Annotated in this window: 22 protein-coding genes; 3 read left to right on the plus strand and 19 right to left on the minus strand. The window is 35.5% G+C overall.

Annotated elements, in window-relative coordinates; all coding sequences use genetic code 11:
• From EGX70_RS03915 to ccpA, 3 genes are all read right to left on the minus strand, one after another.
• Positions 1–999, minus strand: coding sequence for a glycosyltransferase family 4 protein (locus EGX70_RS03915; protein WP_000866345.1), 999 nt, complete (start codon positions 997–999; stop codon positions 1–3).
• Between the two features lie 44 nt (positions 1,000–1,043).
• Entirely contained in the window at positions 1,044–2,510 is a 1,467-nt protein-coding gene (locus EGX70_RS03920; protein ID WP_000180582.1) for an alpha-amylase, read from the minus strand.
• A 131-nt stretch (positions 2,511–2,641) separates the two neighbouring features.
• Complete coding sequence (gene ccpA, locus EGX70_RS03925) at positions 2,642–3,646, minus strand: catabolite control protein A (RefSeq protein WP_001090621.1); 1,005 nt, start codon at positions 3,644–3,646, stop codon at positions 2,642–2,644.
• A gap of 209 nt (positions 3,647–3,855) precedes the next feature.
• Between ccpA and EGX70_RS03930 the strand changes: the two genes are divergently transcribed.
• Positions 3,856–4,941 (plus strand): Xaa-Pro peptidase family protein, encoded by a 1,086-nt coding sequence (locus EGX70_RS03930; protein ID WP_000040811.1) that lies wholly within the window; start codon positions 3,856–3,858, stop codon positions 4,939–4,941.
• A 57-nt stretch (positions 4,942–4,998) separates the two neighbouring features.
• On the opposite strand, the gene EGX70_RS03935 is transcribed toward EGX70_RS03930, so the two are convergent.
• The 12 genes from EGX70_RS03935 to EGX70_RS03995 form a co-directional block, all read right to left on the minus strand.
• Positions 4,999–6,789: a glycoside hydrolase family 3 protein gene (locus EGX70_RS03935; RefSeq protein WP_000149451.1), complete on the minus strand. Its 1,791-nt coding sequence runs from the start codon at positions 6,787–6,789 to the stop codon at positions 4,999–5,001.
• 15 nt (positions 6,790–6,804) lie between these two features.
• Positions 6,805–7,617, minus strand: coding sequence for an HAD family hydrolase (locus tag EGX70_RS03940; protein ID WP_000228641.1), 813 nt, complete (start codon positions 7,615–7,617; stop codon positions 6,805–6,807).
• Positions 7,618–7,769: 152 nt separating this feature from the next.
• A complete protein-coding gene (locus EGX70_RS03945) occupies positions 7,770–8,609 on the minus strand; it encodes an SDR family oxidoreductase (RefSeq protein ID WP_000034790.1) in 840 nt (279 codons plus the stop codon).
• Between the two features lie 123 nt (positions 8,610–8,732).
• Positions 8,733–9,779 (minus strand): mannonate dehydratase, encoded by a 1,047-nt coding sequence (gene uxuA, locus EGX70_RS03950; protein ID WP_000426044.1) that lies wholly within the window; start codon positions 9,777–9,779, stop codon positions 8,733–8,735.
• A gap of 17 nt (positions 9,780–9,796) precedes the next feature.
• Positions 9,797–11,197 (minus strand): glucuronate isomerase, encoded by a 1,401-nt coding sequence (uxaC, locus tag EGX70_RS03955; protein WP_123947945.1) that lies wholly within the window; start codon positions 11,195–11,197, stop codon positions 9,797–9,799.
• A 16-nt stretch (positions 11,198–11,213) separates the two neighbouring features.
• Complete coding sequence (locus EGX70_RS03960; protein ID WP_000934329.1) at positions 11,214–11,831, minus strand: bifunctional 4-hydroxy-2-oxoglutarate aldolase/2-dehydro-3-deoxy-phosphogluconate aldolase; 618 nt, start codon at positions 11,829–11,831, stop codon at positions 11,214–11,216.
• 116 nt (positions 11,832–11,947) lie between these two features.
• Complete coding sequence (locus EGX70_RS03970; RefSeq protein WP_000113632.1) at positions 11,948–12,619, minus strand: FadR/GntR family transcriptional regulator; 672 nt, start codon at positions 12,617–12,619, stop codon at positions 11,948–11,950.
• A gap of 28 nt (positions 12,620–12,647) precedes the next feature.
• Entirely contained in the window at positions 12,648–14,447 is a 1,800-nt protein-coding gene (gene uidA, locus EGX70_RS03975) for a beta-glucuronidase (RefSeq protein ID WP_000966723.1), read from the minus strand.
• 16 nt (positions 14,448–14,463) lie between these two features.
• Positions 14,464–15,489, minus strand: a complete 1,026-nt coding sequence (locus EGX70_RS03980; RefSeq protein ID WP_001062634.1) for a sugar kinase — start codon at positions 15,487–15,489, stop codon at positions 14,464–14,466.
• Between the two features lie 66 nt (positions 15,490–15,555).
• Entirely contained in the window at positions 15,556–17,106 is a 1,551-nt protein-coding gene (locus tag EGX70_RS03985) for an MFS transporter (protein ID WP_000416102.1), read from the minus strand.
• A gap of 205 nt (positions 17,107–17,311) precedes the next feature.
• Entirely contained in the window at positions 17,312–18,304 is a 993-nt protein-coding gene (locus EGX70_RS03990; RefSeq protein ID WP_000770077.1) for a D-lactate dehydrogenase, read from the minus strand.
• Between the two features lie 13 nt (positions 18,305–18,317).
• Positions 18,318–19,376: a PTS transporter subunit IIC gene (locus tag EGX70_RS03995; RefSeq protein WP_123947947.1), complete on the minus strand. Its 1,059-nt coding sequence runs from the start codon at positions 19,374–19,376 to the stop codon at positions 18,318–18,320.
• 192 nt (positions 19,377–19,568) lie between these two features.
• Here EGX70_RS03995 and EGX70_RS04000 point away from each other — a divergent pair, with 192 nt between their 5' ends.
• A complete protein-coding gene (locus tag EGX70_RS04000) occupies positions 19,569–20,453 on the plus strand; it encodes a LysR family transcriptional regulator (RefSeq protein ID WP_000354837.1) in 885 nt (294 codons plus the stop codon).
• Positions 20,454–20,489: 36 nt separating this feature from the next.
• Here EGX70_RS04000 and EGX70_RS04005 read toward each other — a convergent pair whose 3' ends face one another.
• The 3 genes from EGX70_RS04005 to EGX70_RS04015 all read right to left on the minus strand — a co-directional run bounded on the left by EGX70_RS04005 (position 20,490) and on the right by EGX70_RS04015 (position 22,898).
• Positions 20,490–21,308 carry a hypothetical protein gene (locus EGX70_RS04005; protein ID WP_000600997.1) on the minus strand — a complete coding sequence of 273 codons (819 nt, stop codon included), beginning with the start codon at positions 21,306–21,308 and terminating at the stop codon, positions 20,490–20,492.
• Positions 21,309–21,471: 163 nt separating this feature from the next.
• Entirely contained in the window at positions 21,472–22,245 is a 774-nt protein-coding gene (gene fetB / locus EGX70_RS04010; RefSeq protein WP_000011926.1) for an iron export ABC transporter permease subunit FetB, read from the minus strand.
• Positions 22,242–22,898, minus strand: a complete 657-nt coding sequence (locus EGX70_RS04015) for an ATP-binding cassette domain-containing protein (protein ID WP_000121095.1) — start codon at positions 22,896–22,898, stop codon at positions 22,242–22,244. The genes fetB and EGX70_RS04015 overlap by 4 nt, the downstream gene beginning before the upstream one ends.
• Before the next feature lie 216 nt (positions 22,899–23,114).
• Between EGX70_RS04015 and EGX70_RS04020 the strand changes: the two genes are divergently transcribed.
• Positions 23,115–23,753 (plus strand): VTT domain-containing protein, encoded by a 639-nt coding sequence (locus tag EGX70_RS04020; protein WP_000478529.1) that lies wholly within the window; start codon positions 23,115–23,117, stop codon positions 23,751–23,753.
• A 77-nt stretch (positions 23,754–23,830) separates the two neighbouring features.
• Here the strand turns inward: EGX70_RS04020 and EGX70_RS04025 are convergent, their stop codons facing one another.
• Entirely contained in the window at positions 23,831–24,616 is a 786-nt protein-coding gene (locus EGX70_RS04025; RefSeq protein WP_000825437.1) for a DNA/RNA non-specific endonuclease, read from the minus strand.
• Positions 24,617–24,790: the final 174 nt, after the last annotated feature.

Here is a 24,790-nt window from a genome sequence, read left to right on the forward strand (position 1 = left end):
TTACAACTCCATTACTTTTTGATAAACACTTGCCAATTCATGGGCAATTCGTTCGATACTTCGACTCTCAGCCACATGATAACCTTCTTTAATCTTATCACTCTTACCAGATAAGACTTTATCCAATTTTTCAACAAAACCATCAACATCAGTCGCTAATTCAACACTGTCTTCGGTCACCCAACCGTGATACACAGGGATATCTCTTAAAACCACATGCTGATGACTAGCTAAAGCCTCTAAAACTACTATCCCTTCTGTCTCTTCACGACTCGGAAAGAAGAAAGCATCGCTAGCACTCATGGCACCTTCATAAACGTCACCTTTTATGTAACCAGCAAAAGTAACATTTGAGGGATGTTGCTTGGTAACGATTTGCCTAACCTTTCGAGGAATAACCCACTTATTTGTTTCTCCAAACCAAATAAAACGAATATCAGGCATTTTTGCAGCTACTTCAACAAATTGGTCAATTCCCTTACGCATGAAATAAAGACCGGCCCCCATAACAACTTTATCATCTTTACTCAAGTGAAAATAGTGACGAAATGCAGCTTCTTTCTTTTCTGACCTCTGATAGCGACTTAGATCAATCCCGTTAGATAAAACAAAAATTGGTTTCTTGATGCCATATGCTTTTATTAGTTGTTTAGAATAATCAGTTGGGGTTATAATGGCATCTGCTTTTTGATAAAAACGGCAAAGGTACCATTTAAAAAGCGGGGATACTAAATTTGAGCCAATAAAAGAATTTCTAAAGTCCTCTTCAGTGGAATGACCATGCATAATTACTTTTTTCCCAGTTTTTTTAGCTTTACTCATCAAAAGCCAACTTCTAATACCATAGGTATTCATATGAACAAGGTCAAAGTCATCTGCAGGATTAGTGGTATAATCTATCCCAGCAATTTGAAGAGCTTTCTCTTGATGTTTGATAGCACGACCGATACCTGACTTTTTCAAGTATTCTTCAGCCTCTAAATACAGTAAAACTTTCATAGGTCTTATTATATCTCATTTTACCTTTTTTTTCACCTGATTTATCAGTTAGCTTCCTCTATTTTAGGGACCCAAGCCGAGATAGACGCAGATTCAACTAAAAAATCACCCCAACCATCATCTCCTATAACAACCTCTTGTTCACAATTACCTAAATAATCAACAAACGTTTTGCCTGCATAAATTTCCCCTACTTCCATATGTTTCCATCCCTGATCACCATTTGTTAGGACCACAGCTAAACAAGAATTATATTCCTCATCCCCAAGACAAGTCCAACCAATACAATTTGAATGCGTAAAATAATCGACTTGTTTGCCAAATACATAGTTTTGGCGTAGCTCAGCCATTTTATCAATAACCTCTTTAAAGGATGGTTGGCCAAATTCTCCTTGAATGCCATAATAATCACCATAAAAAAGACATGGAGTCCCTTGTTGGCGTAAAAGTATCAAGCCATAAGCTAAAGGTTTAAACCAATCTTCCACTCTACTTTCTAGAGCTTGTCCACTTTGCGTATCGTGATTTTCTACGAATGTGACAGCATACTCAGGATTATCAATAACAAGACTATCATCAAAAATTGTTCGCATATCAAAATCACGGTTTTGGTGACTGGCATCAAAAAAATTCATATGCAAGGTAACATCAACAAGAGAAAATTGAAATTGTGTTGCCTCTAAATAGTCCTTCATTGATGTTTGGTCAGATTTCCAATATTCGCCAAAGACCTCTAAATCGGGTTTTATTTTTGTACGAATATCATTAATGAAAGTTTGAATAAAGTAAGAATCGATATGTTTCACAGCATCCAAACGAAAACCTTCAATACCGGTAGTTTCAATAAACCACTTAGCCCAATCTTGTAAGTTTTTTATAACTTCAGGATGCTTAAAATCAATGTCATTGTACATGAGATAATCGAAATTACCATTTTCATCATCAATCAAATCATCGTCTGCCCAACCTTTATTATCGCCTACAATCATAAAGATGTCTGTTTCATTATTTTTAGCATCGTAATCTAAACCAGTAAAGTGGTACCAGTGCCATTTAAAATCATTGTACTCACCCTGTCTACCTGGGAAATCAAATCCCGTCCATCCTTCAATCTCATAGGGTTCACTTAATGCTTCTTGACGATTTTCAGGATTGACTTTTATGACTTGAAATTTTTCTTTATGATCACCATTGGCTTTATGGTTAAGAACGATATCTGCAAATGGTTTAATGCCATTTGCCTTTAACGACTTAATAAGCTTTAGATACTCTTCTTTCCTACCATATTTTGTTCTAATTGTTCCATTCTGGTCAAATTCTCCTAAATCAAAGAGATCATAAACACCATATCCTACATCATCACTGCTAGTTCCCTTAAATGCTGGTGGTAACCAGATTTTACTAACTCCAAGTTTTTTAAGGTCTGATATAGAGTCCTCTAATTTCTTCCAGTGATTCCCATCACTAGGTAAATACCACTCAAAAGCTTGCATTATCAATTCATTTGTCATATTACACCTCTAAAAAAAGATTAGGAAGCTAAGCTACCCTAATCCTCTCAATATATCATGTTAAGTATCAGAAAGTTAAGCGCTAAGCTACTACCATTCTACCACTATTTTTCAAATAACATACTCTAACACTAATTATTTGTTGTGCCACGTTTAACAATCCCGTGATTAAGCACTATTTCTTTTTCTTCCAACTCTTCTTTGTGCATAATTTTTGTTAGCATACGCATGCTAACAGCACCCAAATCATAAACCGGTTGACTGATAGAAGTTAAGTTAGGACGTGTATATTGTGCGATTGGCGAGTCATTGCTTGTGATAATTTCAAAATCTTCAGGGACACGTTTACCTGCCTCAAAAAGACCATTTAACAAACCTGCCGCTAACTCATCCTCAGCAACATATGCTGCTGTTGCTCCAGCATTAATCACGCGTTGAGCTAATGCAAAGCCTTCAGCATAACGGTAGTTGGCTTCAAAAACCAACCCCTCTTTAAAGTTTAAGCCATTTTTCTTGAGACCTTCTTTGTATCCTGCCAAACGAACCTTGCCATTAATATCGTCAATAAGTGGTCCTGATACAAAAGCAATGTCTTTATGATTGCCAGCTAAAATATCAATAACATCAACTGCTGCTGCTTTGTAATCGATATTAACACTTGGTAATTGATGCTCAAGGTCCACAGTACCTGCTAAAACAATCGGTGTGCGTGAACGAGAGAACTCTGCACGAATCTTTTCAGTTAAGTGGTGTCCCATAAAAATAATACCGTCTACTTGCTTAGCAAACAAAGTATTAACAACATTAACCTCTTTATCATCGTCTTCATCACTTGAAGCAAGGACAATGTTATATTTGTACATTGCTGCAATATCATCAATACCACGCGCTAAAATTGAAAAGTAGCTATTTGCGATATTAGGAATGACAACACCAACAGTTGTCGTTTTTTTACTTGCTAAACCACGCGCCACAGCATTTGGACGATAGTCAAGACGATCAATAACTTCAAGGACTTTCTTACGTGTATTTTCCTTGACATTTTTATTTCCATTTACCACACGACTAACAGTTGCCATCGAAACACCTGCTTCACGGGCAACATCATAAATCGTAATCGTATCATCTGTATTCATATTGATTTAACTTCCTTTCTATTTGAAAATGACGCTTTCACTGATATTTTATCACCTTTTGGAAACACTTTCAAGCTTTTATAAAGCTTTTTTATGAAAAACTTTCAAAATACTAACTAAACTTGATTTTTTCCTATTTTTTTGGGAAAATAATAGGCATAAGAAACTAGCCTAACTAGACTAAGTTCCTTTTAGGAAGAAGGGTTATTATGTCAAAACTTAATCGTATACGCCATCACTTACATTCAGTCCAAGCTGAACTTGCTGTCTTTTCTGATCCTGTGACAGTCAACTATTTAACAGGTTTCTTTTGCGATCCCCATGAAAGACAAATGTTTTTATTTGTCTATGAAGATCGCGATCCTATTTTATTTGTACCAGCACTAGAAGTATCGCGTGCAAAACAAAGTGTACCATTTCCCGTCTTTGGTTACATAGATTCAGAAAATCCTTGGCAAAAAATAGCTAGCAACTTACCATCCTTTTCTGTTTCTAAAGTTCTAGCCGAATTTGATAATCTTAATGTTACTAAATTCCAAGGTCTCCAAACCGTTTTTGATGGTCATTTTGAAAACCTAACACCTTATATTCAAAACATGCGCCTAATTAAATCACGAGATGAAATTGAGAAAATGTTAGTCGCTGGAGAATTTGCTGATAAAGCTGTTCAAGTTGGATTTGACAATATCTCGCTAAACAACACTGAAACCGATATTATCGCTCAAATCGAATTTGAAATGAAAAAACAAGGTATCAATAAAATGAGTTTCGACACTATGGTTTTGACTGGCAATAATGCAGCAAATCCACATGGTATCCCAGGAACTAATAAAATCGAAAATAATGCTTTGTTATTATTTGATTTAGGTGTAGAAACACTAGGTTATACGTCAGATATGACCCGTACAGTAGCAGTGGGGAAACCTGATCAATTCAAAAAAGATATTTACCATTTATGTCTTGAAGCACATCAAGCGGCTATTGATTTTATTAAGCCAGGAGTCCTTGCTTCTGAAGTTGACGCAGCAGCAAGAAATGTTATTGAAAAGGCTGGTTATGGACAATACTTTAACCACCGCCTTGGTCATGGATTAGGTATGGACGTCCATGAATTTCCATCAATTATGGCTGGTAACGATATGGAGATTCAAGAAGGCATGTGCTTCTCTGTTGAACCAGGTATTTATATACCAGATAAAGTTGGTGTGCGAATTGAAGACTGCGGTTACGTGACTAAAACCGGCTTTGAAGTATTTACCAAAACACCCAAGGAACTACTCTATTTTGAAGGATAAAAAAAGAGCTTTAAGCTCTTTTTTTATGTTACATAAAAGTACAATAACTTGTTTCTATTAGCATTGACGCCATAAATGTGTATCAATTAAACCACAGTAAGCATCTACTGGTGAAACTCCTGTAAATTCTGATTCTCCAGCCAATTTCGCAACTACTGCACTTATCGTGCTAGGAAGCCCATCGTAAGCATTAATATAAGTCCCTACCTGTGGCATATCTGCTAAAGCAAATGCATGTTGTACTGAAATCACAATAGATGGTATTTCATGAACGTAAAAAGGCTGATCAGGGGTCCCTTTAGCTGCTGGCCAAATAATACGTTGTGTTGTTCCTCCAGCATTGACATCTACCAAGTTAATAATCAGGTCATAGCGATCTGTTAGATTTGCGATTGGCTGTTTTTGTGCGTAAACATTAGCGATAGCTGCTGCCCGCTCCTCTTGAGGCAATTTCATAATGCGCTCTTCGGTAGACTCCCAGACAGTTACTTCATGGCCACGTGCCTCAAGTAACTCTTTCATGTAATCCGATGCACGTTGCTTGTTTCCAGCAATCATAGCACCAAAACCTCCCTTATATCCTTCAACGTTAACAAGTAAGATATGACGATAACGTTCTGGATTTACTGGAAAGATATCTTTTTGTTTATCTTTTACCAGAGTTACTGCTTTATCAGCAACTTCATCAGCTATTTTTTGCGACTCTGATGTGTTGATTAAAGCCATAGCCTTATCTTTAGGCATAAAGAGTTCTTGGCGACGTCCCTCATAGTTATGCAAGCCTAATTTCGCTTTTAGACCGAGAGTACGACGTAAAGCGTCATGGAGACGTTCCTCTGTTAGGATACCTTTTTCGTAACCTTCTTTCATCCATTGAATGTCTTCATCGGGGTCATTAAAGAATAAGAATAAGTCACAACCTGCTTCAATCGCCGTTGGCAACAAATCTCTCCTTGACATTGAAGCAGTCATTCCAACCATATGAGAAGCGTCCGTTACAATAGCTCCATTATAACCTAACTCTCCTCTCAATAACTCATCTAAAAGTGTTTTATTCAATGAAGCTGGTAACATATCATCAAGGTCTCGCTCTGGATGCATTTCTTTTTCAACATTTGGTAAATGTATGTGACCTGCCATGACTCCTGGTAGACCTGCGTCAGCCAATTCACCATAAATGCGGCCAAATGTCGACATCCATTCCTCTTTACTCATAGGATTGGAAGCAAATGACAAATGATGATCACGCTCATCAATGCCATCCCCTGGAAAATGTTTAGCGAAAGGTACAATATTATATTGCATGATTCCTTTCATATACTCTTTTGAAAGTGAAATAATTTGATCAACGTTAGCACCCCAATTTCGACTAGCTATGATAGGATTACGCCAATTACGTGTCAAATCTACAATTGGAGCAAATGAAGCATTACAACCCACAGCAGATGCCTCCATCCCTGCGATTCTTCCCATTTCATAAGCATATTTCGGATCATTTGTAGCAGCCACTTTTATTTCATCGCCAACTTTAGTTCCATCCGTGACAGCACCGTCTCCACCAGCTTCTGTATTTGCAGCAATCAACATCGGCAATTTCGACTTTGTCTGTAAAATTAAATTCTGATCATAGATTTCACTTGAACTACCTCTATTATAGCGAACAGCAGCAATATGATACCGATCCAAAACATCTGTTAAATATTCTTCTGAACGACTAGCTCCCATATTGAAAAAAAGTTGCCCAATTTTCTCATCCAATGTCATCTCATTAATTGTTTTTTCAATCCACTCAATTGCTTCTTGATTTAGATTGAAGGGTTTCTTTGTTAAGTCAACTAAATGTGTCATAGCCTATCCTTTCTATTAGTTATCTAAATTAGCCCAAAAGGTATTAATAGATTCTTTTTGCCTTTGCTGTTCGAATTGACCTTTTGCAAAAGCTTCACCAATATCTTCTCTAAGAATTTCCCATGATTTGACTTCCTTACCAACAAGTACTGGGTAAAATGCAATACCATTTTGTTCTGCTGCAGCCAAATCACCCGGGGAATCTCCTACCATCAAAATAGTGTCACGGCAGTAACCATTTGCAATTAAAGTGGCGATAACATCTTCTTTTTTACCTCTATCTTGACAATAGATATCATCAACATACTTTAGCAATCCCTGTTCTTCCCACTCTTGCCAAACAGCTTCCTTGTTAGCAGAACTCACGACATAAACATTACCAAATTGACTTAATTGTTCTAAACCTTCTAACACACCTGAAAACGCTAAAGAATCTCCCTCATAATTTTTGATTTGGCGATTCACTTCATTGGACCATTCTAAAGCCTTCTCTAAATCTCTACTAAAATCGTTGGCAAGCTCTAACTCTAAGGAATTATTGGACAATGAATCTGTTGTTTCGACCCATTCTTTTAATTTATCAATATGTTCTACTCCGGCAAACTCAAGGCCCATAACCAATCCCACAAACCGATTAACTCCACGAGTTCTTGAATAAAGATTGACTCTATCCCACTCTTTTAAAAAACTTGTTCTTTCTTGTTCTGATATCCCAAATATATCTGCAGCAATTGGACCGAAAAAGAGTTGATGCTTATATGTCATTGTATCCATTGCGCAACCATCGGAATCTATGCAAAAAGCGATTTTGTGATTTGTATCTACCATATTATCTCCAGTTTCTAAATTTATCTAACTTATGAGGATTTTCCAATTAGCAACCTACCCATCATTTAGTGGTAAGAGCATTAAACAAATTTCCTTAAAAAACCACTCAACTCAATAATCTCTTATATGTTAAGTAGCTATTATCTTATAAATTAAACACCAGAGTAAGCAGCAAATCCACCATCAATCGGAAGGACAACGCCATTAACAAAACTTGATGATTTTTCATCTGCTAAAAAGAACAATCCGCCAATCAGCTCACTTGCTTCTCCAAATCTTCCCATTGGTGTATTATTAAGAATTTTCTCAGCACGCGCAGTTGGCTGACCGTCCTCAGTAAATAACAAGCTTCGGTTCTGATTTGTTACCAAGAAACCAGGTGCAATAGCATTACAACGGATACCAACTTTTGAGAAATGAACAGCTAGCCATTGTGTGAAGTTACTAATAGCTGCTTTAGCTCCAGAATAAGCTGGTATTTTGGTCAGAGGGGTGAAAGCATTCATTGAAGAGATATTAATAATATTCGCTCCTTCACGTCCAACCATATCTTGGGCAAATACTTGCGTTGGCAATAATGTTCCTAAATAATTTAAGTTAAAAACAAAGCTAATACCAGCTTCATCTAACTCAAAGAAGGTTTTTGTTTCTGAAGGTAAGTCTAATTCGTGAAATTCATTATCAGTTGTGGCTTTAGGATTGTTGCCTCCTGCACCATTAACTAAAATATCAGTTGGTCCAAGATCCTCTAAAACGGCTTGATGTACTTCTTCAAGGTTTTCTTTAGACAAAACGTTAGCTTTATAAGCCTTAGCGATACCACCTTCTTCTACAATTTCATCAGCAAATGTTTGAGCAGCTTCTTGATTCAAATCTAATAATGCCACTTTAGCGCCTGCTTTCGCAAATTCTTTAGCCATATAACCACAGAGAACACCGCCTGCACCTGTTATGACGACAACTTTATTGGTAAATGTAATTATTTTTGACATCTTATCCCTCTCACTAACTTCTATAAGTATTCTACTCTTAGCTAAGTACAATCATATTATGATAATAACTTTCCAAATTTCTCTTGCAGGAGATTGGAACAGGAGAAATTTGGAAGCATCGCCTTATTTTGAACCTTTAATAACAGCTTCGTATAAACCAGAAAGGTAAGTGGCTCCTAAAGCTCTATCGTATAGGCCATATCCTGGACGACCTGTTTCTCCCCAAATCATACGCCCGTGGTCAGGTCGAATAGCACCCTCAAACCCAAATTCATGGCATAACTTAATAACTTCATACATGTCTATTGACCCGTATTCTGATGGATGAGCCGATTCTTTAAATGACTTTCCATCACCTAATTTAATATTGCGAGCATGAACAAAGTTTACACGATCTAACTCAAAAGCACGTCGCGAAATCTCTAAAACATCATTCTGGGGATCAGAAGCGTAAGAACCCACACATAAAGTGATGCCATTACTTTTACTATCGTACAATTTCACAAAACGCTCAATAGCCTCTAACCCAGTAATAATGCGAGGTAAACCAAAAATAGAATATGGTGGGTCATCCGGATGAATGGCCATTTTAACGCCTACGGCTTCCGCTTCAGGAATAATACGTTTAATAAAATAAGTGAGATTTTCCCAAAGTTTTTCCTCATCAATTTCAGCATAGGCATCCATGATAGCCTTCATTTCTTCTTTACTATAGCTGGCATCCCATCCTGGCAAAGATAATTCACCGTTTACTGGATCCATTTTTTTAGAAACCGTCTCATCAAATATCAAAGCTGTAGAACCATCTGGATATTGATATGCTAAATCAGTGCGTGTCCAGTCAAATACTGGCATAAAATTATAGCAAATAGTATCAATACCTTCCGCAGCCAAATTTTTGACGGTTTGAATATAATTATCAATCAAGAGGTCACGTGTTGGACGTCCCAATTTGATATCTTCATGAACAGGAACTGATTCGATAACCGAAATTTTAAGCCCTGCTGCCTCTACCTTTTCTTTCAGCTGTTGAATGCGCTCACGTGACCAAACTTCTCCTACTGGTACATCGTATATCGCTGTAACAATCCCTTTCATTGTTGGAATTTGACCAATATTTTCTAAAGTAACGGGGTCGTCTTCACCATACCACCTAAATGACATTTCCATGATTTCACTCTTCCTTTTTAGTTCTTAAAATAATTAACTGCATTTTGATAAGCAATGTCTTTAGCCATACTTCCTAAAGCTTGATAATCTTCTGGAACTTCTCCTTCTTCAATCCATTCTCCTAAGTAGGTACATAAAATACGTCGAAAATAGTCATGACGTTGATAAGATAGAAAACTTCTAGAATCTGTTAACATACCAATAAAATTCGCCAACATGCCTTGCTCTGCTAAGGCATTCATTTGACTAATCATCCCTAATTTAGTATCTGCAAACCACCAACCTGCACCAAATTGAAGGTAAGATCTCACTCCAAGTTCGTTAGCTTGAAAATTTGCCAAAGTGTTAGCTACTGCTATATTGTAAGCTGGATTGAGATTATACCAAATCATTTTAGGCAGACTATCTTTTTTAACCAAGGAATCCAATAAACGGTTCATATTAACAGTTAAAGCCACTTGGTCACCAAGTGAATCCACACCCACGTCAGCTCCCAATTTTTCCAAAATAGTAGAATGATTATTTCTCAAAGCTCCAAAATGCACCTGTGTTACAAAACCATATTTTTTATATAATCGGCAAAGTTCCATAAAAACAGCTGTTTGCCATTTGCTGATTTCTGATTGATTTGGGATATAGCCTTCACAAACTTTATTAAATAAATCGTTCAACTCCAATTCATCAGTTTGTTCAAAGACGATTTCCGTAAAACTGATATCGCTAGCCCTACAACCATTTTGAGCAAAATACGCAATGCGTTCTTCCATTGCTGCTATAAATGTTGAAAAATCTGTAATCTCTTTTTGAGTAATGTCACCCAGTTTAGTTATAAAATCAACAAAATGTCGATGTTCAATAAAAGCTTCATCCGGCCTAAATGTCGGAGCAACAACTGTTTTAAAACTCTCATCAGCAGCCAACTTTTTATGCCACTTGAGAGTATCAAGAGGATGGTCTGTAGTACCAATAAACATAACTTTGCTATCTGCAATTAAACGTCTAGGACTTATTTTATGCTCTTTCAAGAAATGATTTAAACGATGATAAATTTCCTCAGCATTTGATTCTGTCAAAATCTCATTAACACCAAAGACATTTTTCAATTCCATAGCAGACCAATGGTAAACAGGATTACCGTATGCTCTTTCTAGTGTTCTAGCAAATGCTTTAAATTTCTCAAGGTTGGATGCTGGACCTGTAATTTCTGCTTCAGAAATACCATTAGCCCTCATAAGACGCCATTTATAGTGGTCACCACTAAGCCACAAATCCACAATATTATCAAAAATACGATCTTCAAAAATGTCCTTTGGATCTAAGTGGCAATGATAATCAAAAATAGGTTGCCTCTTGACCTCTTCATACAGCTGTATAGCTGCTTGATTTTTTAACATAAATGTTTCAGTATTAAACGTCATATTCTTCTCCTACTCACTAATCAAGTGCAGAAACAAACTGTTTAGCTATTTTAGTAACACTATCATAGCCTTCTGTGGCTACTTTACTAGATAATGCTGAGCCAACACCAACCGCAACTGCTCCTGCTTTTCTCCATTCAGCTACATTTGAAACAGAGACGCCACCTGATGGCATTAAATCAACATCTGGAATAGGACCATGAATATCTTTGATAAAATCTGGGCCCACAACTCCACCTGGAAAAAGCTTTATAATCTGACATTTATACTTTCTAGCTACCACGATTTCTGTTGCCGTTGCACAGCCTGGGAAATAATAAACCTTGTTTTCATTAGCTAAATTAGCAATATCTGAATCAAAGTGTGGGCTAACCAAAAATTTAGCTCCAGCATCAATAGCATCTTTAGCAAGTTCAGTTGTCATAACCGTTCCGGCCCCCACAATAATTTTTTTATTATTTTTAAAGTCATCTGATAATTGTTTGATGACTTTGCTTGCTTCAGGAGTCGAAAAAGTTACTTCAATATTCCGAATACCACCTAAAATAGCATGCTTTGCGATTTCTAGTGCATCCTCAGATGATTTTCCTCGAATAACAGCGAAGAAATAGTTGTTTTTCAATTGATTTAACATAATACCTCCCAAAATGTAACCGTTATCTTTATCTATATTATATAAGTCGTCTGATGAATTGTCAAGAAGAATACTAAAAAAATAGCTATTCAAGAATAGCTATTTTTCTTCTTATATTAAGCTTTCAATGCTGAACGTCTAACACTCATGATATGCATAAGCATAGCATCATGTGCAGCTACTGGATTTTTTTCTCGGATTGCTTTGATAATTTCTCTATGTGCTTCTAAACTATCCGACTTCATCTGACGATTTGTATAATTCGCATTTATCAGATGAATTGACTGGTTGATGACTGGCAAAAGGCTATCCATTGCAATATTACCACTGTATTTAGCTAGCATGGAATGAAATTCCACATCTAAAAGTAAATGTTTCGGATCGCCTGCGTGAACAGCATCTTCAATATCTCCAACAAGCTTTTCGAGTAATTGTAACTGATCATCTGTAATTCTATAAGCTACCAGCTCCGCTATTCGAGGTTCCAATAAAAGGCGTAGTTCAAAGAGATCTGATGTCAACCTATCTGTGTCCTTTATTAGAGAGAACCCTAATGGATCCTCAGAAACACCCTTTTTAGAACTAATATATGTTCCAGAGCCCTGTCTGACTTCTAAAATATTACGCGTTGCTAAACTTCTGACTGCTTCTCGGATTGTGCTGCGACCAACATCTAGATCTTCCGCTAATTCATATTCATTGGGGAGCTTAGCACCAACAGGGTATTCTCTTTCTAAAATTAAATGCAATAGACGATCTGCTGTTTGTTCTACTAAGGGTCTAGCCATATCATCACCTCTTCTAAAATAACTACCCCTATTTTACACTATTTTTTTTATTATGGTAATGAGGAATAGTCATCCAGCGTTTTTTAAATTCTTTGACGACTTGTTTTGGCTGGCGATTCCTTGAAAAGAGACCTTTGTGATTCCCCTGTACACGAAGTATCATCAGATTAGTTTCAAAGTCTGCAAAGTTCCAGACTTGCTCACCAACTAAATTAGGAATACCATCAAAAACACGATGACTCATTTCATAAAAATCACATTGAAATTCTTCTGTATATGGAATATTCCAAGTAGAGTGTAATCCCGGCAACGTATCAGCGCCATACTCCGTTATGATAATTGGTTTGTCAGGAAATTTATCTTGCCATTCTAATAACTCTTTTCTTAGACCTACTTCTGCATTTGTTAAATCACCGTGGTCAACGTACCAACCATAGTAACGATTAAGGCAGACAACATCAACCAGGTCCATCACTTGGTCTCTATCTGGGGTTGCCATTAAAATATTAACCAAGGTGACAGGACGTTTTTGAGGGTCTAAATCTTTATAAAGTTTTACTAATGGCTCAAAATAATCGTGTGCTCCCGCTTCATGACTAGCCGGTTCGTTAGCGACTACCCACATCACGACGCTAGGATGATTTTTATCACGCTTCACTAATTCTTGGATAGCTTGTTCATGCGCAGCTTTTGTTTGCATCAAACTCCACGTACCATTATCTTTTGGTGACAAATCTAAGGAAGCGTTAAAGTTTTGAAATAACCCTACTGCTGGAACCTCATCTATCACTAACACTCCCATTCGATCTGCTAAACGCATCATTTCTTCAGAATAAGGATAGTGGGATGTTCTAAAAGAGTTTGCCCCTATATCCTTCAAAAGATTCAAATCCATTAAGTTAGCAGCTTCATTCAAACCTCTGCCATTAATGAACGTATCTTCATGTTTACCAAATCCTTTAAAATAAATAGGTTTGCGATTCAATAGGAATTGACCATTTGTCACTTCTATTTCTCTAAGACCAAAATTTTCCTCATAGACATCTTGGAGTTGATTATCAACAAAAATTTCAACACGCGCTGTGTACAGATAGGCATTTAAAACTTCCCAAAGATGGACATCACTAAGAAATAATCTGCTATCCTTCGTTTCACCCACTAGTTTGTTATCTTCATCAAAAACGCTAATTCTAACTTCGTCAACCTTTTGATTAGTCTCAACTAAAAAATGTAAATCTGCTGACTGTAAATCATCTGATAGACGACTTGTAATTGTAATATCAGAAATATGATTTTTAGGACGTATCATCAACTTAAGAGGACGATGCACACCTGCATAATTGAAGAAATCAAAATTCTCACGTACTTTCTTCTTAATGCTACCATCTTCTTGAATGATTTCACTATAATTTCCGACCGGAAGCGTGGTATAGTCTAAAACGTTATTAGCACAAATTGATACCTTAATTTTCTCATTATTGTACTTACATTCAGGAACAAGAACTTCAAAAGGAGTAAAACCTCCCTTATGCTCCCCTACCAATATACCGTCAACATAAATTTTAGCTTGATGTGTCACTGAGCCAAAACGTAGCACCATCTCTTCACCCTCTGATACTTTAGGTACTTCAATGACTTTTTCATACCAAAAATCACCTATATAATCACGTTTTTCTTTACTTACCATCAAATCATTAAATGAAGTCGGGATAACCATGACTTCATCTGAAGGTAGTAATTCATTTGGATTATGTTCTCCTAATTTAAAGTTCCAAATACCGCCTAAATCATAAGTATTTCTTGTTTTTGTCAATAATGGATATAACATACACTCTCCTTTTACACTATCGTTTAATATCATTTGTTTCTTTTTCAATGAGGTAAGCAATATCATCTCGTGTCATGATATTGATATCTCCTTGAATGGTATGTTTGTATTTAAATGTAGTCATAGCAATTTCTAAGGCCCTTTGAGGAGTTTCTTTTTCCAGAAGCGCATGAATTAAACCTGCAGCAAAGGCATCTCCCGTCCCCACACGATCTAATACTTCAACGCCAGTTTTATCAGTTTGATATAACATATTATTATGATACAAATATGATTTTAACATATACTGATTAGTATATCCCATTTCCCTTTGAGTAAAGGCAATATAGTCTAACCCATATTCTTGAACAATCTTTTGAGTTATCTTTTCAAGTAATTCAATATCAAGGTAAGGTCTGGATAAGCCCAACTCATCTTTTAAATCTTCACTTTCACCAGCTAAATAAATCGGCTCTAAGCCAAAGCAAACATCTGATAATCCTAATAGTGGCGATAATTGCTCACGCGCCTCTTGAAAAGATGACCATAAACTCTCACGAAAATTGAGATCAATCGATACTTTTACACCTCCTTCTTTAGCTTTTGTCATAAGGAACCGAGTCACCTCATATAAGTCCTTGGTTAGTGCTGGAGTAATTCCAGAAACATGAAACCAATCCACTCCCTTAAAAATAGAAGTAAAATCATAATCACTCAAGGTACTTTCCCAAAAAGATGAATAGTTACGATCGTAGATAACCTTATTTGTTCTTACCGAAAATCCTTGTTCATAATAATAAATTCCTAGTCGTCCTTCTTTTTTAATTATAGCAGCTGGACTAATTTGCTGTGACAATATAAATTGTCTTGCCATCTTACCCAAATCATTATCAGGCAAAGCTGAGACTAATCCTACATGGTGACCTAGTTGAGCAAGGCTTGCTAAGACATTAAGTTCTGAACCACCAAATTGGCATTTTAGGTGATTAGCCTGCATCAGTGTGTGATATTGAGGTGGAGATAATCGCAAAAGAACCTCACCTAATGAAATAATTTTTGCCATAAGAATCCTCCAATGGTAGCTCTTATTTAACAAAATAGCTGCTCTATTGAAGAGCAGCTAAACTTTTTAATCTTTATCAATAGGATATTTTGTTACATCAACATAATCCATATCTGTCAAAGGAACATTACGAGCAATATCTTTAGCACGTTCCTTAGTAGTTGCTGCTTTCATAACTTGAATCTTCTCTTGAATACGAACCATTTCTTCTTTATCTAGTTTGTAAAATTTTATTAAAAGAAGGGCTATAGACAAAGCTATAAATGGAATGGCCACAAGGAGACTAATAGCTGCCATTTTTAAATCAGGGGTCAGTGGTGTTTCGATAGTTGGAAACGATTTTGAAAATCCAATTCCTGCTAACACAAAACCTACTACCATAGGAGCAAATGAAGAAGCAATCGAATCTGTTAAGGAGAAGATAGTTCCAATCATTCCTGATACATAACGACCGGATTCAGAAGTTTCATAGTCAGAAATATCTGCTCCCATAGTCAATACTAAACTAGCAGGTGCTTGTGAAGCGTATCTCGCAATAATATTAGTAACGATAAATAAAATAGTATAAAGATTTAGGCTTGTTAAACTAAGGTCACCAGGCTTACCAACGTAAAGAACTGCACCAAAAGCAAGTAAACCAATCATACCGATCTGAATTGCTCTGACATATGAAAAACGAAGACCTTTTTTACGAGCAATTGTTGAGAACAAAATATTAATAATAACACCAGGAACAATGAAAAGAAGTGAGAATTGTCCTGATAAAGCATAATTACCAAATAAAATACCAAACAATAGAACCATAACAACGGAATCGCCAAAGAATTGGATGGCAAATTTTACCAAAGCTGCAGCAATGGATAATATCTGAAGCGGTTTATTTCCTTTCAACACCTTCCAGTAATCTTTTAGAGCAGTCTTTTGGGTATTTTCTCCTAAACCAAAGAATTCTTTTCTGTCTTTTGCCCAAATCCCAATAATTGCAACGATTGCTAAAATAGCTGAAATAAGAATTGTTCCAAAAATAAGGACATTGAAGAATTGAGGTGTAAAATTACCAAATTTTGGTACTAAGAAACCTGAAACGACAAACTGACCGCCTGTCATTAATGATGTTGTCATAACTGCATCAACGATATTAAAAATAGGACGTTGCTTAGGGTCATTTGTCAGTGCTGTTTGCCCTGCTTTAGTTATTGTCTGTTGCATTGAGTATCCAATTTTATGGATAATTAGAACAAGGACAAATAATGGGAAACGAATATTTTCATCGACACCTCTCAATGCAAGAAGAAAAATCAATGACAAAGCCGTAATAACGTTCCCAATAATCAAAATAGGACGATACTTACCAAATTTTGTATCAGTTTTATCAATCATAATACCAATAGCTGGATCAATAAAACCATCAAAAATACGGATATAACCCATAATTTGACTGACAAAAATGGCTGCCAAGCCAAGAACGCCAGTTGAGAAATAGGTAACAAACATAAACGTAAATAAGTATATATTTGTAGAAGCATTGTTCATGGCAAACATAACTAACTGCCATACTTTCGCTCGGTTATAAGATACAACTTCTTCACGTTGTTCCATATCCATTGTTTTCTCCATGAGAGAACCCTCCTTGTTTTTTGTAAACGCTTTTATGATTAAATAATACTATTCATCTGATGTTTTGTCAATATTTTTATAAAAAATATCTTTTTTTATTATAAAAAAGACTTTTAAGCTATAAATACATAAGATGTTTTTTACTTTAAGATTCATAATCGTCATATGTTTTGTTAGTCCACAAAAAAAGATGCCTAAGCATCTTTTAGTTGACTCTCGTAGTAGTTGTTCCCGTTTCAACCACTTCTACACAAGCATTTAAGGCACCCTCTACTAGATTTTTGACCGCTTCATCTGTATAATAAGCCGCATGAGGAGTGTATATTACTTTCGGATGGTTAATCAGTCTTAGGAAATCCTTGTCTGAAATGTCCTGACCTTGACAATTTTTAGGTATATATGGCCCCTCAAATTCATAAGTATCAATACCAGCTCCCTCCAAAAGCCCTTGATCTAAAGCCTCAAGAAGATCTTTGGTTTCCACCAATGCTCCACGTGCCATATTCATTAAAATAGCACCTTTTTTAAACTGTTTAAACATATCTAAATTAAATAGATGCGTATTTTCAGCAGTTGGTGGCATATGTAAGGACACAAGATCAGCTTTTTCAACAGCTTCTTCTACCGAATTGACATACTCAAGGATACCATCTGCCATTGGATTATGGTAAATATCATAACCAATAACACGACATCCGAACCCTTTAAAAATTTTAGCAGTCGCTAGACCAATGCGACCAGTTCCTATTATAGCCACAGTCATGTTACCTAGGACTCGTCCTCGAATTGGCAAGGTCCATGAAAAATTCTGTTCACGAACATTAGCTCTAATAAGCTCAACTTTTCGAATAAGGTTAAGAGCGATTGTCACTGTAAATTCTGCAATAGACTCCGGTGAGTAACTTGGCACATTGCTAATGATAATACCATGTTGCTTAGCTAACTCAAGATTATACATATCGACACCAGCACTGCGCTGAGCGATTTGCTTAATTCCCATTTCTTTGAGAAGAGGATAAATAGCATCATCTAAAGGCCCAATCTGTGCATTAGCAATCCCATCAAAACCTTCTACCTCATTAACAGTTTCCAATGTCAAAGGTCCTTCACTCATAGAAAGTTCCACATGATTTCGGTTTGCCCAATCTTGTGCTAATGTTGCTTCTTCTTCTCTAACATTAAATACTTTGAGTTTCATCACTAATATCTCCTTAAATATCTAATTTATAGTCCATTGGATCAATAATTTTAAGTACTTTTATAAAGAGGTAATTAAAAATTAAATTCAATATAATTGGTGCAGCAACAAATATTATAATTATCAATAACATATTCATAACTGACCATCCACCTTTTGCTAAATTAAGAGCATTAATCGGTCCAATCAAACCACTGATACCAAAACCTGCACTAGCTGGTGTTCCTTGAATATTAAAGAGAGCTCCGAGAATTCCTAGTATTGCTGCTGAAGATATCATAGGTAGCATAATCTTCGGTTTTGCTAATACATTAGCCATCGAAATCTTAGGAGACCCTAAAACATGCGCTAAGGCTGTCCCCTTAGAATTGACTGACCACCCAGCCATACAAAGCCCAAAACTAGCAGCACAGATACCTAAATTAGCAGCACCAGAACCAATTCCGGACAAACTAATTGCCAAAGCAATCCCAACTGTTGTGATTGGAGATACGATCAAGAAACAGAAAATCATCGCAATTAAAATTGACATCAAAACAGGTTGTAAACCAAGTAATGAAGCAATCCCTTGTCCAATCATGGTGGTAATCATTTTGACATAAGGTAATAACACATGACCTACTCCTCCAACTAGTAAGAGTGTTACTGTTGGAATGACAATCAAAGTGAATGATTTCGTCTTGTCAGATAAAAATTGGATCAAAAGGACACCTAAGGCAGCAGTAATTCCCATATTAATGATATCGCCTGTTCCTTTTAGCATAATAGCGCCTTTAAGGAAGGTTGCAGCTCCACCTGCAAACATAACCGCTAATCCTAGTGATGCTGATTGAATGGGATTAAATTTAAAATTGAGACCAACCATAATACCAATAACAAGCCCCATCATACTTGTTGCAACTGCTGTTGCAGCGATTAAAGTTGCAAATCCGCTCCACATTGGCAGTAAAGCTTTCATTAATTCTCCAAGGATTGCTCCTGGTATCAAGACAATAACAGTCCCTAAAGCTAAACCATTTAATACGTTCATTATAAACGATTTAGCTGTTTGTTTTTCGACAACATCCGACATAAGATGCCTCCTACTAATAATGATTGTTTGTGATTTCACTAACTATATTAACTATATCATAGCTATTTGCAAAAGGAAAATTGGAAAAAATTATATAAGTATAGCTTTTACTAATATTATTGTGGAAATAATCATAAAGGTCAGATTGATAGACTTGTGCTATACTATTACTAAGAAAAAAGGACAGATATTATGGATATTAGACAACTTACTTACTTTATTGCTGTTGCAGAAGCAAAAAATTATTCACACGCTGCAAAAAGTCTTTTTGTGACCCAACCTACACTTTCACAATCCATTAAAAAATTAGAAGCAGAATTAAATACTATTTTATTCTTACAAAATGGTCGTCAACTCGCTTTAACTGAAGCAGGAGAAATTCTCTATGAGAAAGGACAATTGTTGATGACTAATTTTAATCAAATGGTTACGGAAATCCAGCAATTAAATCAAGAAAAAAAGGAAGGTATCCGTGTAGGGCTTACTTCTCTTTTTGCTATTCAATTTATGAAACAGATTTCAACTTTTATGGCTACACATTCAAATGTTGAAGTATCTTTGATTCAAGATGGTTCCCGTAAATTACAAGAATTGTTAGCAAAAGGAAAGATCGATATTGGCTTATTGTCCTTTCCAAGTACCCGCAATGATATCACTATCGAACCACTGCAAACCTCAACTAAAGGATATAAAGTAAGCATTGTCATGCCAAAATCGCATCCTCTTGCAACACTTCCTGAAATTGAACTTAATGATTTAAGAGATTACAAAGTTGCCTCACTCAACGAACATTACATGCTAGGAGAGATGTTGCCTCGTAAATGTCGTGCTTTAGGATTTGACCCCCATATCGTCTTTAAACACAATGACTGGGAAGTTCTTATTCATAGTTTACAAGACCTCAATGCAGTCACTATTTTACCAAGTGAATTTGAAAGCATTAGCCAAGTTCAAGATTTATGCTGGGTCCCACTTAAGGATAAAAATAATTTTTATCCGATTGGTATTGCTTACCGAAATGATACTTCTTTTAGTCCTATGATTGAAGAATTTTTAAGTCTTTTAAAGACCAATTAATAGCAGTTAAACCAAAAAGTTTAAAACTTTTTGGTTTTATTTATTTTCCAAATGACAAAGAAAATCATAAACTTTTTGATTCCACTCATAAAGTGTTTCGTTACAGTAATCTAAATAATAAACTCTGTGTTTCAAGTCATTAGGCACAAGGCTTTGATAATCTTCTTGATAATGTTTTGGGATAACACATGCAACTAAATGTTCTGCTAAAGAAAGTTGATTTTTAATTTTAGCAGGATGATAACCATCAAAAATAGAATCAGGATGATTGATGATATCTTGATAATTAAAATGAAAGCTGACCCCTGGCTTAAAAGCTACTGTTAACTCCTGTTCAGATGGTGCTTTGCCTAACAATCTTTCCATTACTAAACGATAACCAGAATTGGTATTTGACCAGTTCAACATCACATAGTCAAAGTAATCTTTAGGGTCTCCAGCAGCATTCCTCTTATCATTTACCAGTACTTCAGCAGGCTTATTAAAGGCTTTAACTGCTGATAAGATTTTACCTTCTTTAAAAATTAGTTTTGCAGTTTCAATCGTACATGTATGGCTTAAAAAATCAGAAGTTAAACTAATACCATCCTCATTAAAAGTAGCTGCCGCTTCTCTATATTTGGGAATATAGGGAAAAGTAAAACTATTGTATTTTAAAAAATGAACAATTTTTGTGAGGAGATGTTTATCGTCACATTGTATCTCAATTTTTCTTTTATATTGTTTCTCGTAAGCTATGAAAGCTCCTATCCTTTCCAATTCAAACGCCTTAATTCGAGGATAATCCAGCAAAGCTAATTGGTAAACACCTCCCCATTGTAAACTATATGCTGCACGACAAATTTTTAAAATCATTTCTTCCTCCTTTTGATAATCCCTATAACAATTTCTATTAAATAGTAGCATTTAAACGTAATCGACTCAATAACTTAGTCAATTTTCGATCAAAAATAAGATTAAGATACCAAAAAAGCCTGGACTATACTTACCAGACTAACATACTGTTTATTAAAATGAATCAATCTTTTGTTACTACTAATTGCTTACGATTATTAAAGAAAATTTTATAAGCCAAATAAGTAGCTACAAAAGAAGCTATCGAAGTCGTTGCTAATAGCATAAACGTCACCATCATTTGGTATTTAACCGCTTGGATAGGTGAAGTTCCAGCAAGAATTAACCCTGTCATCATCCCTGGCAAAGATACAATCCCAAGTGTTTTAGCTGAATCAATTGTAGGTACCATACCGGTTTTGATAACATCACGAATAATATCAATCGAAGCTGGCAAAATATCTGCTCCTAAAGCTAATTTTGTCTCCACTTCCTCTTGTTTACTTCTAAATTCGGACAATAATTGTTTATAGCACAAACCGATTGCTACCATAGAATTACTAATAATCATACCACCTACAGGAATCATTTGATTCGGAACAAATTTTAAAATTCCTGAAAAAATCAAGACAGATAAAGTGATTATAGTCCCTGACCCAATAGCTATAAATGAAATAACAAACCCTTTATTAATCCCTTTACCACGCTTAGCTGCGTTATAAGAAGCATTAATAATCATGAATAGCATTAAAAGAGCTGTGAAAATAGGATTTTGATAACCAAATATATAGTCTAGCAAAAACCCCACTGCTAATAATTGAATCACTGCTCGGATAGCGCTAATAATCACTTCTTTTTCTAGGTTTAACTTTTGCCAGTAAGAAAAAAATAAAGTAATCAAAACTAATGATGATGCCATTAGTAATGACATTAAAGAAATAGAATTTGCACCGCTCATTTTATAACCTCCATTGCTTCAATACTACCATTGACAACTTTTAAGACTTTATTGGCAAATCGACGACTCTGCTCCTCATCATGCGTAATCCACAAAATCGTTATTCCTTTGTCATGTAATGATTTAATAACCTTTTCAACAATAACTTTATTATGATTGTCTAAAGCCGAAGTAACTTCATCTAAGAGTAAAACTTTAGGTTCAAACAATAATTGCCTAATCAGAGCAATACGTTGCTTTTCTCCTCCTGATAGTTTTTTGACATCCTGTTTCAGGTAAGACTGGTCCATTTCAAAACGTTGAAATAAATCATCAACGCGTCTATAATCTACTTTTTCGTGTCGAATGTGGTAAGGAAAACTAATATTGTCTTCCACTGTATTACCAAATAAATGTGGCGTTTGAAAACAGTAAGAAATCATTTTTCGACTTTCAATCGGTTCTAATTGGTTCAAATCTTTTCCATCAAAGAAAATATGACCTGCAGTAGGACTCATTAAACCACTGGCCAATTTTAAAACAGTACTCTTACCACTTCCAGATGGTCCTACAATAGAAACAAAATCACCTTCATCAATTGCAAAGTTGATATCATTTAAAACCAACTTATCATCCGTTTTAAAATCAACGTGTTTAAAGGTTAAATAGGACATTGTTAAGCTCCTTTACTTCTTATTTATAATCATTATAATTAAGTCTAACATAAAAATCAAAAAAAAGCTCTTTAGAATAATTCTAAATTAATAAGTAAACTTATTTTACCTCTTATTAAAAATTTTCTGATAAAATAGGCTTTGTAAGAGGCCTTATAAACAAGATAGTTATCATCCAAGTCTCTGCACTTTAGTTGATCAATAAAGGAGACTCCTATGTTTTTAATCGATTTTATTTTACATATTGATACTCATATCTATGCTATGGCTAACACTGTTGGTAATTGGACCTATCTATTGCTCTTCCTCGTTATTTTCGTTGAAACTGGGGCTGTCATCTTTCCATTTTTACCAGGTGATAGTTTATTATTTGCTGCTGGAGCCCTTGCTGCAAATCCAAAAATGTCCTTCAATATTGTAACTTTCCTTATTATTTTCTTTATTGCAGCATTTATTGGTGATAGTTGCAATTTCTTGATTGGTCGTACATTTGGTTACCGTTTTATCAAACATCCTTTCTTTCGTCGTTTCATTAAAGAAAAAAATATTCGAGATGCTGAGCTTTATTTTGAGAAAAAAGGTACTGCTGCCATCATTTTAGGGCGCTATATCCCTATTATCAGAACCTTTGTTCCTTTTGTAGCAGGTATTAGTCAGCTCCCTCCAAAAGTATTTATCAAACGCGCCTTCATTGCAGCATTATCTTGGTCAGTTATTGCAACAGGTTCTGGTTTTCTCTTTGGTAATATTCCTTTTGTGAAGCAGCACTTCTCGCTTATTATCTTGGGAATTGTATTTGTTACCTTAATTCCTGTCCTTATTTCTGGTGTCAAATCATATCGGAACACTAAGTAATGTATCCAAAAATTTCTATTTAACACTATTAATCACTAAGAATGACAACAAAAAAAGAGCAATTAGTTGCTCTTTTATTAATTTAGTGTTATTTCTCCTGTTGCATAATCCATAGTGTATGATGCTTGTGTGTTTGGAATAGCAACATTAAATTCTAATGTGCCATCTTGTGATTTAGCTTCTAGGTGCATTGCAAATGGAACTAAATCAGTATCATTACGGTACAATGGAGTTACACGGTAACGAACACGTTTGTTTTGGTCAACCGCCTTACGAACTAAGCTTTCATAATAATTTTGTCCACGATTGATTTTTTGATTTGATTGGTTGGAATGAGCTGTTTGTGTGACAACATTTTGAGGATTTGACACGGAAGCATCCCAACCTTTGAAATTTCCAGCTAAAGCATAGGCAATTAAATGCCCCTTGTCGACTGCATGCCCATAATGGTCATTAGTAGCTACTTGATGCCAACCTAATGGTTTCCAATTTGCATCGGGAAGAGTGGTATCTCTGCGATTTTGATATTGACGAATGGTTCTATCAAGCATTGCATTAGCAGTTGATGGTCTTTGTTGATTGTCAATTGTATTTTGAACATACGCTTTAACATTGACATCAGCATTTAAATTTGTTTGATTATTATTTAATTCATAAATACCATTAACATATTGAAATGGTAGGTTACCAATAGCATTTTTTAAATTATTTTGAAATTCCTGGCTCGTATCAACAGATGAATTGACATCAGCATGTACTATCGGTGTTACGTTTTGCGGCTGCGTTGGAAGACCAAAGGTCATTACCCCCAACATACCTAATGTAGCAATTACGGTTATAAACAGTTTATGTAATCTTTTCATAAGCTTTACCTCTTTCTAATTACATTAAACAAGCGTCTACCATATTGATATCCGTTTTAGCTAATTGCTCTCCTTTTGTCACAACCATATCATATGCCTATTATTTAAGCATGTCAATCATTTATTTAATCTTATCTTAATTTAATATTACTTTAAATTTAATTTACTCGTTAA

The sequence above is a fragment of the Streptococcus sp. FDAARGOS_522 genome, from assembly GCF_003812445.1.
Taxonomy (GTDB): domain Bacteria; phylum Bacillota; class Bacilli; order Lactobacillales; family Streptococcaceae; genus Streptococcus; species Streptococcus agalactiae.

Bases quoted from the DNA above. Each gene is read 5' to 3' on its own strand.
- EGX70_RS03915 (WP_000866345.1), bottom strand. From the start codon at position 999: ATGAAAGTTTTACTGTATTTAGAGGCTGAAGAATACTTGAAAAAGTCA.
- EGX70_RS03920 (WP_000180582.1), bottom strand. From the start codon at position 2,510: ATGACAAATGAATTGATAATGCAAGCTTTTGAGTGGTATTTACCTAGT.
- ccpA (WP_001090621.1), bottom strand. From the start codon at position 3,646: ATGAATACAGATGATACGATTACGATTTATGATGTTGCCCGTGAAGCA.
- EGX70_RS03930 (WP_000040811.1), top strand. From the start codon at position 3,856: ATGTCAAAACTTAATCGTATACGCCATCACTTACATTCAGTCCAAGCT.
- EGX70_RS03935 (WP_000149451.1), bottom strand. From the start codon at position 6,789: ATGACACATTTAGTTGACTTAACAAAGAAACCCTTCAATCTAAATCAA.
- EGX70_RS03940 (WP_000228641.1), bottom strand. From the start codon at position 7,617: ATGGTAGATACAAATCACAAAATCGCTTTTTGCATAGATTCCGATGGT.
- EGX70_RS03945 (WP_000034790.1), bottom strand. From the start codon at position 8,609: ATGTCAAAAATAATTACATTTACCAATAAAGTTGTCGTCATAACAGGT.
- uxuA (WP_000426044.1), bottom strand. From the start codon at position 9,779: ATGGAAATGTCATTTAGGTGGTATGGTGAAGACGACCCCGTTACTTTA.
- uxaC (WP_123947945.1), bottom strand. From the start codon at position 11,197: ATGACGTTTAATACTGAAACATTTATGTTAAAAAATCAAGCAGCTATA.
- EGX70_RS03960 (WP_000934329.1), bottom strand. From the start codon at position 11,831: ATGTTAAATCAATTGAAAAACAACTATTTCTTCGCTGTTATTCGAGGA.
- EGX70_RS03970 (WP_000113632.1), bottom strand. From the start codon at position 12,619: ATGGCTAGACCCTTAGTAGAACAAACAGCAGATCGTCTATTGCATTTA.
- uidA (WP_000966723.1), bottom strand. From the start codon at position 14,447: ATGTTATATCCATTATTGACAAAAACAAGAAATACTTATGATTTAGGC.
- EGX70_RS03980 (WP_001062634.1), bottom strand. From the start codon at position 15,489: ATGGCAAAAATTATTTCATTAGGTGAGGTTCTTTTGCGATTATCTCCA.
- EGX70_RS03985 (WP_000416102.1), bottom strand. From the start codon at position 17,106: ATGGAGAAAACAATGGATATGGAACAACGTGAAGAAGTTGTATCTTAT.
- EGX70_RS03990 (WP_000770077.1), bottom strand. From the start codon at position 18,304: ATGAAACTCAAAGTATTTAATGTTAGAGAAGAAGAAGCAACATTAGCA.
- EGX70_RS03995 (WP_123947947.1), bottom strand. From the start codon at position 19,376: ATGTCGGATGTTGTCGAAAAACAAACAGCTAAATCGTTTATAATGAAC.
- EGX70_RS04000 (WP_000354837.1), top strand. From the start codon at position 19,569: ATGGATATTAGACAACTTACTTACTTTATTGCTGTTGCAGAAGCAAAA.
- EGX70_RS04005 (WP_000600997.1), bottom strand. From the start codon at position 21,308: ATGATTTTAAAAATTTGTCGTGCAGCATATAGTTTACAATGGGGAGGT.
- fetB (WP_000011926.1), bottom strand. From the start codon at position 22,245: ATGAGCGGTGCAAATTCTATTTCTTTAATGTCATTACTAATGGCATCA.
- EGX70_RS04015 (WP_000121095.1), bottom strand. From the start codon at position 22,898: ATGTCCTATTTAACCTTTAAACACGTTGATTTTAAAACGGATGATAAG.
- EGX70_RS04020 (WP_000478529.1), top strand. From the start codon at position 23,115: ATGTTTTTAATCGATTTTATTTTACATATTGATACTCATATCTATGCT.
- EGX70_RS04025 (WP_000825437.1), bottom strand. From the start codon at position 24,616: ATGAAAAGATTACATAAACTGTTTATAACCGTAATTGCTACATTAGGT.